This window comes from Peribacillus sp. SRI_006, from assembly GCF_057586375.1.
Genome location: NZ_JBYCZT010000001.1, coordinates 102,667 through 118,841, shown reverse-complemented (window position 1 = coordinate 118,841; position 16,175 = coordinate 102,667). Strand labels below are relative to the sequence as shown.

Genomic DNA, 16,175 nt, shown 5'->3' with positions numbered 1-16,175 from the left:
CCCTTTTCTTTTACATATATTTCTTAAGGACGCCCCATGCTTGTTCCTTACCTTCGCCTGTTTCACCAGAGAATAGAAGCAATTCATCTTCTTTTTCCATATTTAACGTTTGGCGCGTGATTTTCAAGTGTTTCTGCCATTTGCCTTTTGGAATTTTATCCGCTTTGGTGGCAATGACGATCCGGGGCAGGTCATAATGCTTCAGGAATTCATACATTGCGATATCATCCTTTGTCGGCGGATGACGCAAATCGACGATCAGAAGCGCAGCGCGGAGCTGGTCACGGGAAGTGAAGTACGTTTCGATCATCTTCCCCCACGCATCACGCTCCGTCTTGGATACTTTTGCATAACCATAACCCGGTACATCCACAAAATGGAGTGCTTCATTTATGATATAAAAATTCAAGGTCTGCGTCTTACCCGGTTTAGAGGATGTGCGCGCCAAGTTTTTTCGATTGATCATTTTGTTGATGAAACTGGACTTCCCAACGTTGGAACGGCCTGCCAAGGCAAATTCCGGTATTGGAGTATTGGGATATTGTTCAGGCTTCACTGCACTGATGACAATATCTGAACTTGTTACTTTCATTCGTTCACACCTACCAATGCATGCTCAAGGACTTCATCGACGTGTGAAACTGGAACAAATGTTAATGCTTTACGGACACTTTCCGGGATATCATCAATATCCTTTTCGTTATTTTGCGGGATGATGATTTTCGTAAGTCCTGCGCGATGGGCCGCTAAAGATTTTTCTTTAAGCCCGCCGATCGGAAGAACCCGTCCGCGTAATGTAATTTCGCCTGTCATGCCTACCTCTTTTCTGATCGGCCTATTTGTAAGGGCCGATATTAACGCTGTTGCAATCGTGATGCCTGCAGAAGGGCCATCTTTTGGAACCGCACCTTCGGGGACATGAATATGAATATCATATTTTTCATGGAAGTTCGCATCAATCTGAAGTTTCTCGGTTTTTGAACGGACATAACTGAAAGCAGCCTGGGCTGACTCTTTCATTACATCGCCAAGCTTTCCTGTCAGGATCAGCTTCCCTTTACCTGGTGATAAGGAAACCTCGATTTGCAGCGTATCGCCACCTACCGACGTGTATGCTAAACCATTAGCTACACCAACTTGGTTCTCGACCTCCGCCTGTCCATAATGGAACATGGTTTTCCCTAAAAACTCCTCGACATTCTTTTCAGCAATGACGACCCGCTTTTTATCTCCGGACACGATGATTTTTGCAGTCTTCCGACAGATGCCTGCAAGCTGTCGTTCCAGACTCCGAACACCGGCTTCCCGAGTATAGTAACGGATGATTTTTGTAAGTGCTTCCTCACGGACTTGCAATTGTGTCTTCAATAAACCATGGTTTTCAAGCTGTCTAGGCAGCAAGTGATCCTTGGCTATATGAAGTTTCTCTATCTCAGTATAACCTGCAATCGAAATGATTTCCATACGATCACGAAGCGGACCAGGAATCGATCCCAAATTATTTGCCGTTGCGACGAACATGACTTTGGAAAGATCGTAGGTTTCTTCAATATAATGATCACTGAAATTATGATTTTGCTCTGGATCGAGCACCTCAAGCATCGCTGCAGATGGATCTCCCCTAAAGTCATTGGACATCTTATCCACTTCGTCCAGTAAAAAGACCGGATTTATCGTTCCAGCTTTTTTCATGCCTTGAATGATCCGTCCCGGCATTGCCCCTACATATGTGCGGCGATGTCCGCGGATTTCTGATTCATCGCGCACCCCACCTAAAGATATACGGACGAAATTCCTATTCAGGGATGAAGCGATCGATTTAGCCAAGCTCGTTTTCCCGACTCCTGGCGGTCCCACCAAGCAAAGGATCGGTCCCTTCAGAGATTTGGTCAATTGCTGTACGGCCAAATACTCAAGCACACGCTCCTTCACCTTTTCCAAACCATGGTGGTCCTGGTTCAGGATTTTTTCGGCTTTATGAATATTCAAGTCATCTTTGGTCGCTTTGGTCCAAGGAAGAGAGATCAGCCATTCGATATAATTGCGGATCACAGAGCTTTCGGCTGAGCTCGAAGGAACTTTTTCATAACGGTCCAATTCCTTTAATGCCGTTTCTTTGATATGCTCAGGCATATCCGCTTCTTCTATCTTTTCGTTCAGGACTTCAATTTCCCCTGTTTTTCCTTCTTTATCGCCCAATTCCTTTTGTATGGCTTTCATTTGCTCTCGTAAATAATATTCCTTTTGAGTCCGTTCCATCGAACGTTTAACACGCTGGCCGATCTTTTTCTCGAGAAAAAGAACTTCTTTTTCGTTATTGATGATCTCGATTACACGGCTAAGACGCTCTTTCATATCAATGGTCTCAAGCACTTCTTGCTTCTCCTTCAATTTCAAAGGCAAATGGGAAGCGATTATATCCGCTAATCGCCCAGGCTCTTCAATATCCGAAGTGGACGAAAACGTTTCACCGGTTATTTTCTTGGACATTTTTATGTATTGTTCAAAATAATCCAGTAGTGTGCGCATTAATGCTTGATGTTCAGCATCCTTTTCATCACTGTCTTCATATATTTTAATCTTGGCACCATAATGTGTCTCATAATCGTAAAATTCCATGACTTCTGCACGGTTCAACCCTTCCACCAACACCCGGATTGTACCATTCGGAAGCTTCAACATCTGTTTTACCTTTGTTAAAGTTCCCATTGTAAATAAATCTTCTTCACCTGGTTCGTCCAACGAAACATCTTGTTGTGTCGTCAAAAATATAAGATGGTCTTCCACCATTGCTTTCTCAAGGGCTTGTACCGATTTATCTCGGCCTACATCTAAATGAAGTACCATCGTTGGATATACAAGCAGTCCTCTAAGCGGCAGGAGGGGGACGATGATTTCTTTATCAGTCATTTCCTGACACCTCCATCTAATTAGTATCGTCGTTGTAAACTATTTACCCATGTTCTCAACCTTTTAACAATTCTATCCTATTTATATAGAAGTGTCTATTCGTTTACCTTAACACGTTTCGACTGCTATTATTATCTCCAATATTAGATAAAAAAGCACGCCTGAATGCGTGTTTATTTTTTACGGCAGGGTGGCCGGGAACGCCAATTTTGTCCTTAAAATGCCCCGGTTCTATTTTTAGCCGGGGCATATCCTTTATACACTTTCTTTTTTTGATAGGTCCAAGGTTGTGAGGATTTGTTCCGACATCAATTCTTTCTTCAGTGCCTGATCCAGCACTTCTTTCACATTCGAAACAGGAATGATCTCTATATCCTTGATTTCAGATAGAAGCGGCTGCATGTTTTCGGCTGGGATGATTACCTTTTTTGCCCCGGCAAGTTTAGCCGCCTTGATTTTCGGAATGACACCGCCGATCGGTTTAACGCCGGCATGAATGCTTATTTCCCCAGTCATCGCCACAGTGTGGTCAACAGGGATTTTATATATGGCCGAGTATATGCCTGTGGCCATTGCAATCCCTGCAGAAGGGCCATCCACTGGACTTCCGCCCGGAAAGTTCACATGGATATCGAATTGATTGGCAGGCACTCCCATCGAGCGTAATACCGTAATGACATTTTCAATCGATCCTTTCGCCATGCTCTTGCGTCGAACCGATTTGCCACCCCCGCCGCCGATACTTTCTTCCTCAACGATACCGGTAATGTTTATCGAACCTTTTTCATCAGAGGCAGCCATTACCGTAACCTCTATTTCCAGCAATGCCCCGCTGTTTGGACCATAGACTGCAAGACCGTTGACAAGGCCTATTTTGGATTTCGCTTCTATTTTCCTGTCCATTCTTTGGGTCAGCTGGCTGCTATGGGCCATCCAATCTATATCTTCCTCCCTGATGAAAGTCCTGTTTTCATTAATTGAGATTCCTGCAAGAGTCTGAATCATGTTGACAGCTTCCCTGCCATTTCGGGCATAATCCGAAATCGATTCCAAGCCTTTATCACTGATGGTGATCCCCACTTTATCTGAGGCATTCTTGGCCACGGCGATTATTTCTTCCCGGTCCAGTTCACGGAAAAACACTTCTATGCATCTTGAACGTATCGCAGGCGCGATTTCATTTGGCGTTCTTGTTGTGGCACCAATCAACCGAAAGTCAGCCGGCAGTCCATTTTTAAAAATATCATGGATGTGAGTGGGAATATTTTGATTTTCCTCTTGATAATAGGCACTTTCCAGAAAAACCTTACGATCTTCCAATACCTTTAAAAGTTTATTCATCTGTATCGGATGAAGCTCTCCTATTTCATCTATGAACAGTACGCCTCCATGTGCATTGCTGACTGCACCCTGCTTTGGCTGCGGAATTCCTGCCTGTCCCATTGCCCCGGCTCCTTGGTAGATTGGATCGTGCACAGAACCGATGAGCGGATCGGCAATCCCTCGTTCATCGAACCTGGCTGTGGTGGCGTCCAATTCAACAAAAACGGCAGAATTCTTAAAAGGGGACTTGCCATTTTTCTTCGCCTCTTCCAAAACAAGTCTGGCAGCTGCCGTTTTCCCTACCCCCGGAGGACCGTAAATTATCACATGCTGGGGATTCGGCCCACATAAAGCAGCTTTTAAAGATTTAATCCCATCTTCTTGACCGATGATTTCATTAAATGTGCTTGGTCTAACTTTTTCTGCCAATGGTTCTGTTAACGAAATCGATCTCATCTTCCGTAATTGGTCCATCTCCTTACGTGAATCACGGTCAATGGAAACTTTTTGTGTCCGTTGGCCTTTCAATAAGTTCAAAAAATACAATCCAATAATAATCCCAAAAAACAGCTGGATAAACAACGCCAATCCTGTCCAATTCATCTTATTCCCTCCTGCACTCTCCTAGTTTGTCATTTCTGTTAGTATCTCCTTTGGAAGGGCGAAATTATCCAAGAAATTCGTGTTGAAAAATTGGCGTTTTTATCCTAAATACAACAATTTAGAAAAAAGGGAAAAGAAATAGACTGCCAGGATGAACTGGCAGTCTCAGACTGTAAACAACTCGAAATTATCTGGTTTTACCCTACTGTTTTGAGGTTTTAACGTTGATTTCCACTGCAGGCACTCGCTTTCCGCGGGCGGTCTGCGCCTGCGGGGTCTCCCTCGGACGTATATTCCCGCAGGAGTCTCGCACTTTCCGTTACAATCAACTTTGGTCTAAAAACAAGGCTGTTTTCGCATACTTTGTTGCTATTTACGAAGTAGTGCAGTGTGGTTGATTTCCCCTCCAGGTGCTCGCTTTCCTTGGTGCGGGCGGTGAGCCTCCTCGGCGTAAACGCCTGCGGGGTCTCACCTGTCCCGCTGCCCCCGCAGGAGTCTCGCACTTCCGCTCCAATCAACCTAAAATAGTTTCGTTTTAAAAACAACAATCTTTACGAAAAGAGCCAAAAACAAAAAGACTGCCAGCATTAACTGGCAGTCTTTCTTTTCCTTATAAATCAAGCAGATGTTTTCTTTTCTTGTCCTTTTATGGTTGTACCGTCTTTAAGGACGAGCTTTGGAGATTCATTTTTCGAAATCGTGCTGCCTGTAATTACACATTTTGCAACATCATCACGTGAAGGCAGATCGAACATCACTTCAAGGATGATGCCTTCGATGATGGAGCGCAGACCACGTGCACCAGTTTTGCGTTCAATTGCCTTTTTAGCAATTTCACTTAGCGCTTCCTGTTCGAATTCCAATTCAACATCGTCAAGCTCAAGTAATTTTTGATATTGTTTAACAAGGGCATTTTTCGGCTGTGTAAGGATTTCAATCAAAGCCGCTTCATCCAATTGCTCAAGAGTCGCAATTACCGGAAGACGTCCGATGAATTCCGGAATTAATCCGAAACGAAGCAAGTCTTCAGGAAGGACTTTGGAAAGCAATTCTTTTTCTGCAACATCATCCTTTTTCACGTCAGAGCCAAAACCAATGACTTTTTGCCCAAGACGGCGTTTGATGATCGGTTCGATGCCGTCAAAGGCACCGCCGCAGATGAACAAAATATTGGTCGTATCGATTTGGATGAATTCCTGATGTGGATGTTTACGTCCACCTTGAGGCGGAACGCTGGCAACCGTTCCTTCAAGAATTTTCAATAAAGCTTGTTGCACACCTTCACCAGACACGTCACGTGTAATGGAAGGATTTTCCGATTTACGGGCAACTTTATCGATTTCATCAATATAAATGATGCCTTTTTCCGCTTTTTCCACATCATAATCAGCTGCTTGGATTAATTTGAGAAGGATGTTTTCAACATCTTCCCCAACATATCCAGCTTCCGTCAAGGAAGTGGCATCAGCAATGGCAAAAGGAACATTGAGTAAACGTGCCAATGTTTGCGCAAGAAGGGTTTTCCCGCTTCCCGTCGGTCCGATTAGGGCGATGTTACTTTTAGAAAGCTCAACATCGTCGACTTTGCTATTGGAATTGATACGTTTATAATGGTTATAAACAGCTACAGCCAAAGATTTCTTTGCCTGTTCTTGTCCAATCACATATTCGTCAAGAATTTCGCGGATTTCCATAGGTTTAGGAACATCTCTGAATTCTACTTCTTCATCAGTTCCCAGCTCTTCCTCGACGATCTCCGTACAAAGTTCTATACACTCGTCACAAATATAGACACCTGGACCAGCAACCAGTTTACGGACTTGTTCTTGTGTTTTACCGCAAAAAGAACATTTTAACTGTCCTTTTTCATCATTAAATTTAAACATGTACGTTCACCCCTTTAAATACTCTTCCAACTCTATTACATAGCGGTACCTAATCGTAAAGAAAAAAACTAGGCACACATCTGCTTAAACATTCCAAACTCCCTAGTATGTTTTGCATTTTATCATGTTCTTGGAAGTTTAGTAACAAAAATGCTCACGGTCCGAGTTGTTAAATAAGTACAATAATCAATCAATATGTATTTGCCCTTTACCAGCATGCCCAAAACTTCGGATTTTTAAAAGCAGGATTTGCTGTATAAATATGTATATGCGGTATTAGAACTAATCTACACCGAAATCAAAAAAAAATCAATCAGGAATTAACCGATATTTAAAATTTACACTAATTCTCAATATGTATAAAACAAGGCACGATTACTCGCGCCTTGTTTTTTTAAAGGAAATATTTAAATCTACTTATTTATAAAAATTATTTAGCGTCAACTGTTTTGCTGTTTTCTACCAAGAAGTCAATTGCTTTCTTAATTTTAAGATCGCCTTTGATTCCTTCTAAGTTTCCAAGAGCTTGTTTGATCGCGTCAACTTCCATATTGTACATAGTAGCCATTTGTGCAAGTTCAGCTTCTACATCTTCGTCAGTCGCTTCAAGTTTTTCAACTTCTGCGATTGCTTCAAGAGTAAGGCTCGTACGAACTTGTCCTTCAGCTTCTTCTTTCATTTGCGCTTTTAAAGCTTCTTCGTCTTGACCTGAGAATTGGTAGTAAAGTTCTAAATTAAGACCTTGAGATTGGATGCGTTGAGAGAACTCATTCATCATGCGGTCAACTTCGTTTGAAATCATTGCTTCAGGAACGTCGATTTCTGCACCTTCAACAGCTTTACCAATTACAGTGTTTTGGATGAAGTTTTCTTCTTCATGTTTTTTGTCATGCTCTAATTTATGTTTTGTTTTTTCTTTAAGTTCAGCCAAAGTTTCCACTTCATCGTCGACATCTTTCGCGAACTCATCATCCAACTCAGGAAGTTGTTTTGTTTTGATTTCGTGAATTTTCACTTTGAATACTGCTGGTTTACCTGCAAGTTCAGCAGCATGGTATTCTTCAGGGAATGTAACTTCGATATCTTTTTCAGCGCCAGTTTCAAGACCGACAAGTTGCTCTTCGAATCCTGGAATGAAAGAGTTTGAACCGATTTCCAATGAATGGTTTTCTGAAGCTCCGCCTTCGAATGCTTCACCGTCAACGAATCCTTCAAAGTCAAGAACAACCGTATCGCCTTCAGCGACTTGTCCTTCTTCTTTAACGACAAGTTCAGCTTGACGCTCTTGTAAAGTTTTCAATTCGTTTTCAACATCTTCGTCAGTTACTTCAGTATTGAATTTTTCAACTTCAACACCTTTGTAATCTCCCAATTTAACTTCAGGCTTAACTGTTACAGTTGCAGTGAAGATCAGGTTTTCGCCTTTTTCCATTTTCTCGATGTCGATTTCTGGACGATCTACAGGCTGAATTCCAGCTTCTTCGACAGCATTTGCGTAAGCATCTGGAAGAATGATATCAAGCGCATCTTGGTAAAGTGATTCTACGCCGAATTTTTTTTCGAACATTTGACGTGGCATTTTACCTTTACGGAAGCCAGGTACATTTACTTGTTTCACTACTTTTTTGAAAGCTGCGTCTAAACCTTCGTTTACTTTTGCAGCGTCAACTTCAATTGTTAGTACGCCTTGATTACCTTCTTGTTTTTCCCATTTTACAGACATGTGTTTCCCTCCAAAAATCTATATACTTCAATAATAAGCATTGGATGATTATGCTTTGCAAGTGTTAACAAGTCATCCTTCAAATATACCCCCAAAATAATGGGGAAATCGTCAAAATTAGACGAATTATACATTACAACCACTACATTATACCACAGGATTAATCTGTTACAACAGCAATAGCTTAAATAATAGGATAAGAAATTTCTTCAATTTCTTTTATATAGGAAAGAATATCCGCAATGCTTTCCTCATCTGCCTGGTAAAGATCCGCTAAGTCCCTCACGGAAACTTCCCCGGTCATGTACTCTTCCGCCAAGGTATGGTAGGCAGCTGCCCATGCAGGCAAGCTTTCAGGTCCTGGTTCAAAAGGAAACAATAAAAAAGAATGACGTTCAATCAAACTATGGACCATTTCATATAAGCTCGGATTATCCTGACTGATTTCCTCTTCGGCCAGTCCGGTCACCATCTTATAGAAGTCCGTCTCCTTCAAACTTTTCAATTCCCTTGGGATGACCGACTTCGATTGATTGAATTTCCTCACCGTCATTTCCTCGTTATACTCCTGGTCGATAAGGATGTTAAGGAGCATCGTTTTGAAAAAAGGATGTCCCTCATCTTTTTGGAGAAATTCTTCGATTTGAGGGATAAATGGTCGAATATTGATATTCGTGAGTTTTGAAATGACCATAAGCATTTCATTATCCGTTTTCCCTTCAAAAAGTTCATCCTCCTGCATTTCCTCTGAAAGCTGTTGATTTTGCCTTTCTTTCTCTTCTTTTTTATCCTCAATAGCCCTTTTACTGAACTGAAGCATCTTTTCGAAATGTTCCTCTTTATCGAAGGGAATTTGGTTTTCTTCAAATAACAGTTCGATCGTCGTGACCATTTCCTGATGCTCGCCTAATTGCAGCAGTACCATCAAATAAATATTGATCAGTTGAAAATAGTCGCCGATGCCTTTATTCAGCATCTCTATGCACAACTCTTTTGCCTCCTGGTAATACTCAAGTTCAACTAGTGAGACCACCAGGCCCATGCAAACTTCATCATTTTCGGGCTCATACTCCCTGGCTTGGCTGAAAAGCTGCGCAGCCGCTTTAAAGTTCCTGTTACCAAGCTCATCCAGTCCTTTTACAATCAGCCTCTCACCGAGATTTGGAAAGGCGATAATCTTTGTTTCTCCGGCCTTCTTTTGGTTGTTCTCATCATCCATCCTATTTTCCGCCTCACCGTTCGCTTTTTGAGAAACAGTTTAGCATGTAATAGCTGGAAACACAAAAATTTATATGGGCGGATACCTTCTTTCCCGATAAAAAAAATCCCGTATCCTTTCAAATAAGAAAGGATAACGGGAAATGACTTTTTTCTATTAAATACTCGATACAGCCTTTTTTTGAGATTCATAGGCAGAAATCTCTTTATCATATTGAAGCGTTATCGAAATTTCATCCCAGCCTTTGACGAGCATTTCCTTCCAATATGGATGAATTTCAAAGCTCGTTTCAAACCCTTGACCATCTTTCAATGTCTGATTGGGAAGGTCGATAGTCAGCTCATAATCAGGTGCTGACACTCTCTCCATTAAATAGTTTACTTCAGTCTGGGTCAAAGCGATGGGGACCATGCCATTTTTCATGCAATTACTTTTAAAGATATCAGCATAAGACGGAGCGATGATGATATCGAACCCGTAGTCTTTCAAAGACCAAGGGGCATGCTCACGGGACGAACCGCAGCCAAAATTTTCACCTGCTATTAATATGGACGTGTTTTGATTATGGGGCTGATTCAATTCAAAATCAGGACGTTTCTTCCCGGTTTCATCAAAACGCCAGTTATAGAATAAAAATTCGCCAAATCCGCTTCGCTCAATCCTTTTTAAAAATTGCTTTGGAATGATTTGGTCCGTATCCACGTTTTTACGGTCAAGTGCCGCCGCTCTTCCTTTATATATAGTAATGGGTTCCATTTTCTGCACCTCCGGTTAATTCGTATTCTTATTGGACTTGTTCAGTTCTTTTCAAATTCCTAATATCGACAAATTTCCCATGAATGGCGGCCGCGGCAGCCATAGCCGGACTAACCAGGTGTGTTCTTGCCCCAGCTCCTTGCCTGCCTTCGAAGTTCCGATTGCTTGTGGAGGCACAATGCTCGCCTGCCGGAACCACGTCAGGGTTCATGCTCAGGCACATGCTGCAGCCCGATTCGCGCCATTCGAAGCCAGCAGATTTGAAAATTTCATCCAACCCTTCATCTTCCGCTTGCCTTTTGACGCTTTGTGAACCGGGAACGACCATCGCCCGAACCCCTTTTTGAACAGTTTGGCCATCGATCATTCCTGCGGCTTGCCTTAAGTCCTCAATGCGTGAATTGGTACACGATCCTATGAATACATGTTGTACGGGAATTTCCGTGATCGGCATCCCTTCCTCAAGGCCCATATACTCAATGGCCCGATTCAGTTCCTTAGGATCCATGATATCCTCTGCGAGGGTAGGTACTTTTCCGTCCACGCCACTAGCCATTCCAGGATTTGTCCCCCAGCTGACCATTGGTGGAATCAGGCTGCCATCAAGAATGATTTCTTGGTCATAAACAGCATCCTCATCACTGGAAAGTGACTTCCAGTCCTGAACACATTGCTCGAACTCTTGTCCTTTCGGCAAATATTTACGGCCTTTCAAATAAGAGAACGTTGTTTCATCAGGAGCTACCAGCCCTGCTCTTGCCCCGCCTTCAATCGACATATTGCAGACCGTCATTCTTTCTTCCATTGACATATCCCGGAAAACTTCCCCGCAATACTCAATGATATGTCCCGTACCGAAATCGACGCCGAATTTGGAAATTACATATAAAATGACATCTTTCGCCATCACGCCATGACCAAGCTTGCCATTGACCTCAAGCTTCAATGTTTTGGGTTTTGTTTGCCATAGGGTTTGTGTGGCCAAAACATGCTCGACCTCACTCGTACCGATTCCAAATGCAATCGAGCCAAACGCACCATGCGTGGAAGTATGACTGTCTCCGCAGACAATCGTCATCCCTGGCTGTGTAAGCCCTAATTCAGGCCCGATAACGTGAACGATACCTTGATCCGGACTGTCTAAATCAGCAAGGCGGATACCGAACTCCTTACAGTTTTGCTCAAGCGCCTCTAGTTGTTTCCTTGCAATATCATCCTCGATGAAATAGCGATTAACGGTTGGCACATTATGATCCATTGTCGCGAAAGTACGATCGGGTCTCCTGACTTTCCGCCCTTTTAATCTCAATCCTTCAAATGCTTGCGGAGAGGTCACTTCATGAATATATTGTAGGTCTATATAAATTAAATCCGGTTTATTCTCCTCTTCATTTACAATATGGCGATCCCATATTTTCTCTATTATCGACTTACCCATCACTATCCCACCTCGATCAATCTTGTATTTTTTTTAAAAAACACGGCCTAATGTTAGGCCGTGAAAGAAGTTTATGCATAAGCTCCCATGATGTTGGAAATGGCTTCCTGGTCTAAAAGGTTTGCTTTTATTTCTGCAATCATCTCAGAGGTAGACGTAATTGTCGGTTGGCCATTTGCGATATCGCCTGTTCTCAAGCCATATTCAAGGACCGTTTCCACCGCCTGTTCAACTGCTTTCGCCTCATCTTCCAAACCAAAGGATAGACGCAGCATGGAAGCCGCCGATAAAATCGTCCCAATCGGATTAGCCAGGTTTTTGCCTGCGATATCCGGGGCAGAGCCATGAATCGGTTCATATAGATTAGGACCATTAGTTGATATGGAGGCGGAAGGAAGCATTCCAAGCGATCCAGTCAATACCGACGCTTCATCGCTTAAAATATCGCCGAACATATTCTCCGTCACGATAATATCAAATTGTTTCGGGTTTTTGATCAATTGCATGGCTGCATTATCAACAAGCATATGTTCAAGGATTACATCCGGATAGTCCTTGGCAATTTCTTCAGCCGTCTCACGCCACATCCTGCTGGATTCAAGAACATTCGCTTTATCCACGGAAGTTACTTTTTTCTTGCGCTCCGATGCTAATGAAAAAGCAAGTTCGATGATGCGCTTCATTTCGCTTTTCTGATAGAAAAGTGTATCGACGACCGCTTCTTTCCCTTCTTTTTCAACGCGCTCACTTGGCTTTCCGAAATAAAGGCCGCCAGTTAGTTCCCTGACAATCACGAAATCCACATCTTCAATGAATTCCTTCTTAAGAGGAGAAGATTCCGACAAGCTGGAATAATAGCTGATTGGACGGATGTTAGCATAAAGATTCAAATCTTTTCGGATTTTCAACAAACCTCGTTCCGGTCTTAGGTGCGCAGGCTGGTCATCCCACTTAGGTCCTCCAACGGCCCCTAATAATACCGCATCGCTGTTTTTACAAATCTCCACTGTTTCATCCGGAAGGGGTGAACCTGTGCTATCGATGGCCCCTCCGCCAATCTCACCATATTGAAATTCAAAATCGTGTCCATATCTTTGGGCAACGGCTTCGAGGATTTCTACAGCGCCTCTTGTTACTTCTTTCCCGATGCCATCTCCTTGAAGCACCGCAATATTCCTTTTCATCGAAATCTCCCCTTCCTATTGTAATACTGCTTTTTCTTCCAGTTCCTTCATGATGATCACACGGTTAACAGCGTTCAAATATGCTTTGGCGGATGCTTCCAAGACGTCCTGATCAAGACCCCTGCCGCTTGTTTCCACACCGTTATAATCAATTTTCACAAAAACCTGTGCGAGGGCATCCATTCCGCCCCCCACCGATTGAATACGATAGTCCAGCAAGTTGATCTCTTTGCCCAAACATCTTTCAAGCGTGTTGTATAGGGCTTCTACACTTCCTGCACCTGTAGCCGCTTCCTGAATCTCTTCATTATCGCCTTTTTTCAATGTGACCGTTGCAGTCGCCGTCTGATGGGTGCCATGTGAAATCTGTAAGGAAATCATGTCATAGAAACTGATATCCGTCGCTTTCTCTTCAAGCACCAGCGCAACGATATCTTCATCCGTCATGGTCTTTTTATTATCGGCCAATTCCTTGAACTGGACGAATAATGAGTTCATTTCCTCATCCGTCACCGTAAAATTCAACTCTTGTAACCTTTCTTTGAAGGCATGGCGTCCTGAATGCTTTCCTAAAACGAGTGAATTGGACGAAACCCCGACGAGTTCAGGTGATATGATTTCATATGTCGTTTTTTCTTTTAACACGCCATCCTGGTGAATGCCTGATTCATGTGCGTAAGCATTGGCACCAATAATGGCTTTATTAGCAGGAACTTGCATTCCCGTAAGGCGGCTGACCAAATCACTGGTCCTTTTAATTTCATTCAATACAAGACCCGTTTCCGCTTGATAAAAATCTTTACGGATGTAGAGTGCCATGGCCACTTCTTCAAGTGCCACGTTTCCGGCACGTTCACCAATTCCGTTGATTGTGCCTTCGACTTGCGTAGCCCCGCCTTCGATGGCAGCCAATGAATTGGCCGTCGCCATTCCAAGATCGTCATGACAGTGTGCAGATAAACTAACTTTTTCAATAGAAGGAACATGTTCACGAAGGTATCTGAAAATGTTGCCATATTCGATTGGAGCTGCATACCCTACTGTATCCGGGATGTTAATGACCTTGGCACCAGCCTGAATGACCGCTTCAACGATTTCAGCCAAATAGTCAAGTTCCGTGCGGCTTGCATCTTCTGCAGACCATTGTACGATCGGAAAACGCGCTGCTCCGTACTTAACCATTTCAACCGACCTTTCAATCACTTGCTGCTTAGACATTTTCAACTTATATTCACGATGAATGGGCGAAGTGGCGATGAACGTATGCAATCTTGGTTCTGCGCCGCCCCTTAATGAATCCCAAGCTGCATCGATATCTCCTTTTACAGCACGCGCCAGCCCTGTGACAGAGCTGTTTTTGATTTTGCGCGCGATTTCCTGTACGGAGTTGAAATCCCCTTTGGATGCTGCCGGAAAACCGGCTTCGATTATATCAACACCCAATCTTTCAAGCTGATAAGCAATTTCAAGTTTTTCGGTAAAATTTAAATTTACACCGGCGGATTGCTCCCCATCACGAAGTGTGGTTTCAAATATATTAATTTTTCGCAACGGCTACCACTTCTTTCTCTTTTTGTTGAGGTTTTACGAATGGCATCATTTTTCTTAATTCACGGCCAACCACTTCGATTTGATGTTGGTTTTCACGATTATTGATCGCATTGAAGACTGGACGATTCGCTTGGTTTTCCAAGATCCATCCTTTAGCGAACTCACCGTCTTGGATGTCTTTCAAGATCGCTTTCATTGCCTCTTTCGTAGTTTCCGTCACAACGCGTGGTCCAGAAACGAAATCTCCCCATTGAGCTGTGTCAGAGATGGAATAGCGCATGTTTTCCATACCGCCTTCATACATAAGGTCGATGATTAACTTAAGTTCATGCAAACACTCGAAATATGCTACTTCCGGTTGATATCCAGCTTCTGTCAAGGTTTCGAATCCAGCTTTCACAAGGGCAGTCAATCCGCCGCAAAGTACAGCTTGCTCTCCAAATAGATCCGTTTCCGTTTCTTCCTGGAAAGTGGTTTCCAAACCGCCAGCTCTTAAAGAACCGATTCCCCGAGCGTACGCAAGTGCCAATTCTCTTGCTTCACCCGTAACATTTTGATAGATGGCGAACAATGCCGGCACCCCTGCCCCTTGTTCATATGTACGGCGAACAAGATGTCCCGGACCTTTAGGAGCGACTAATAAAACATCTACGTCTGCCGGAGGAACGATTTGATTGAAATGTACGTTGAATCCGTGTGCGAACATTAACGCTTGACCTGCACGCAATACCGGTTTGATTTCTTCTTGGTATACTTTCGGCTGAGTTTCATCCGGTAATAGGTTCATGATCACGTCTGCCTGTTCAGCTGCTTCCTTCACTGTGTAAACATTAAAGCCGTCTTCCACCGCTTTATCGAAGGATTTACCTTTCCTGATTCCGATGATTACATCTACACCGCTGTCACGTAGGTTTTGAGCGTGTGCGTGTCCTTGTGAACCATATCCGATTACCGCTACCTTTTTATTGTTGAAGAAATTCTCGTTTGCTTCTGCGTTATAATATACTTTTGCCATAATAATTACATCTCCCTTTTCATCATTGTTTTTGTTTTTGTTTTTGTTTTTGTTTTATACGATTGTCGCACTCTTAGCGTGTGCAATTTGCATTCCACGCGGGATGGCGGCAGTCCCTGTCCTTGCCAATTCCTTGATGCCATATGGCTTGATCAGTTCAATGAAAGCTTCGATTTTATCCGATTCCCCTGTGATTTGGACGGTCACGCTATCTTTACTGACATCAATAACTGAAGCTCGGAAGGGTTCGATGACTGAATAAATCTCGGCTCGGGTTTGTGTAGTCACCAATATTTTAATGAGTGCAAGTTCCCTCGCCACAATCGATTGATTCGTAATATCATATACTTTCAAAACATCGATCTGCTTATTCAGCTGCTTGGTGATCTGTTCAATGACAGTTTCGTCATCGACATCGACCACAAAGGTCATCCTTGAAATGCCATCCTGTTCGGAAGGTCCGACAGTCATGCCTTCAATGTTATAATTTCTTTTCGTGAACAGGTTCGTAATCCGATTAAGGACGCCTGGCCGGTTATTCACGGTGAGGCTAAGAATTCCCTTCAT

The 16,175-nt window shown here is 43.1% G+C and carries 12 protein-coding genes; all 12 read right to left on the bottom strand.

The window, feature by feature from the left end; genetic code table 11:
* Window positions 1-10: 10 nt before the first annotated feature.
* The 12 genes from yihA to ilvN all read right to left on the bottom strand — a co-directional run bounded on the left by yihA (window position 11) and on the right by ilvN (window position 16,175).
* A complete protein-coding gene (gene yihA / locus AC2YHV_RS00550; protein ID WP_034308918.1) occupies window positions 11-592 on the bottom strand; it encodes a ribosome biogenesis GTP-binding protein YihA/YsxC in 582 nt (193 codons plus the stop codon).
* On the bottom strand, window positions 589-2,910 hold the full coding sequence (gene lon, locus AC2YHV_RS00545; RefSeq protein WP_057276651.1) for an endopeptidase La: 2,322 nt from the start codon (window positions 2,908-2,910) through the stop codon (window positions 589-591). Before lon ends, yihA begins: the two co-directional genes overlap by 4 nt.
* 255 nt (window positions 2,911-3,165) lie before the next feature.
* Window positions 3,166-4,836, bottom strand: coding sequence for an ATP-dependent protease LonB (gene lonB / locus AC2YHV_RS00540; RefSeq protein WP_187049838.1), 1,671 nt, complete (start codon window positions 4,834-4,836; stop codon window positions 3,166-3,168).
* Between the two features lie 617 nt (window positions 4,837-5,453).
* Entirely contained in the window at window positions 5,454-6,722 is a 1,269-nt protein-coding gene (gene clpX / locus AC2YHV_RS00535; RefSeq protein WP_057276653.1) for an ATP-dependent protease ATP-binding subunit ClpX, read from the bottom strand.
* Window positions 6,723-7,152: 430 nt separating this feature from the next.
* Entirely contained in the window at window positions 7,153-8,445 is a 1,293-nt protein-coding gene (gene tig, locus AC2YHV_RS00530; RefSeq protein ID WP_034308928.1) for a trigger factor, read from the bottom strand.
* A gap of 184 nt (window positions 8,446-8,629) precedes the next feature.
* Complete coding sequence (locus AC2YHV_RS00525) at window positions 8,630-9,664, bottom strand: tetratricopeptide repeat protein (protein WP_487372382.1); 1,035 nt, start codon at window positions 9,662-9,664, stop codon at window positions 8,630-8,632.
* 156 nt (window positions 9,665-9,820) lie between these two features.
* Entirely contained in the window at window positions 9,821-10,420 is a 600-nt protein-coding gene (leuD, locus tag AC2YHV_RS00520) for a 3-isopropylmalate dehydratase small subunit (protein WP_034308930.1), read from the bottom strand.
* 28 nt (window positions 10,421-10,448) lie between these two features.
* Window positions 10,449-11,858: a 3-isopropylmalate dehydratase large subunit gene (gene leuC / locus AC2YHV_RS00515; protein ID WP_098866422.1), complete on the bottom strand. Its 1,410-nt coding sequence runs from the start codon at window positions 11,856-11,858 to the stop codon at window positions 10,449-10,451.
* Window positions 11,859-11,929: 71 nt separating this feature from the next.
* Window positions 11,930-13,042 (bottom strand): 3-isopropylmalate dehydrogenase, encoded by a 1,113-nt coding sequence (leuB, locus tag AC2YHV_RS00510; protein ID WP_034308935.1) that lies wholly within the window; start codon window positions 13,040-13,042, stop codon window positions 11,930-11,932.
* A gap of 15 nt (window positions 13,043-13,057) precedes the next feature.
* A complete protein-coding gene (locus AC2YHV_RS00505) occupies window positions 13,058-14,593 on the bottom strand; it encodes a 2-isopropylmalate synthase (protein ID WP_034308937.1) in 1,536 nt (511 codons plus the stop codon).
* Complete coding sequence (ilvC, locus tag AC2YHV_RS00500; RefSeq protein ID WP_048688871.1) at window positions 14,580-15,608, bottom strand: ketol-acid reductoisomerase; 1,029 nt, start codon at window positions 15,606-15,608, stop codon at window positions 14,580-14,582. Before ilvC ends, AC2YHV_RS00505 begins: the two co-directional genes overlap by 14 nt.
* Window positions 15,609-15,662: 54 nt before the next feature.
* On the bottom strand, window positions 15,663-16,175 hold the full coding sequence (ilvN, locus tag AC2YHV_RS00495) for an acetolactate synthase small subunit (protein ID WP_034308941.1): 513 nt from the start codon (window positions 16,173-16,175) through the stop codon (window positions 15,663-15,665).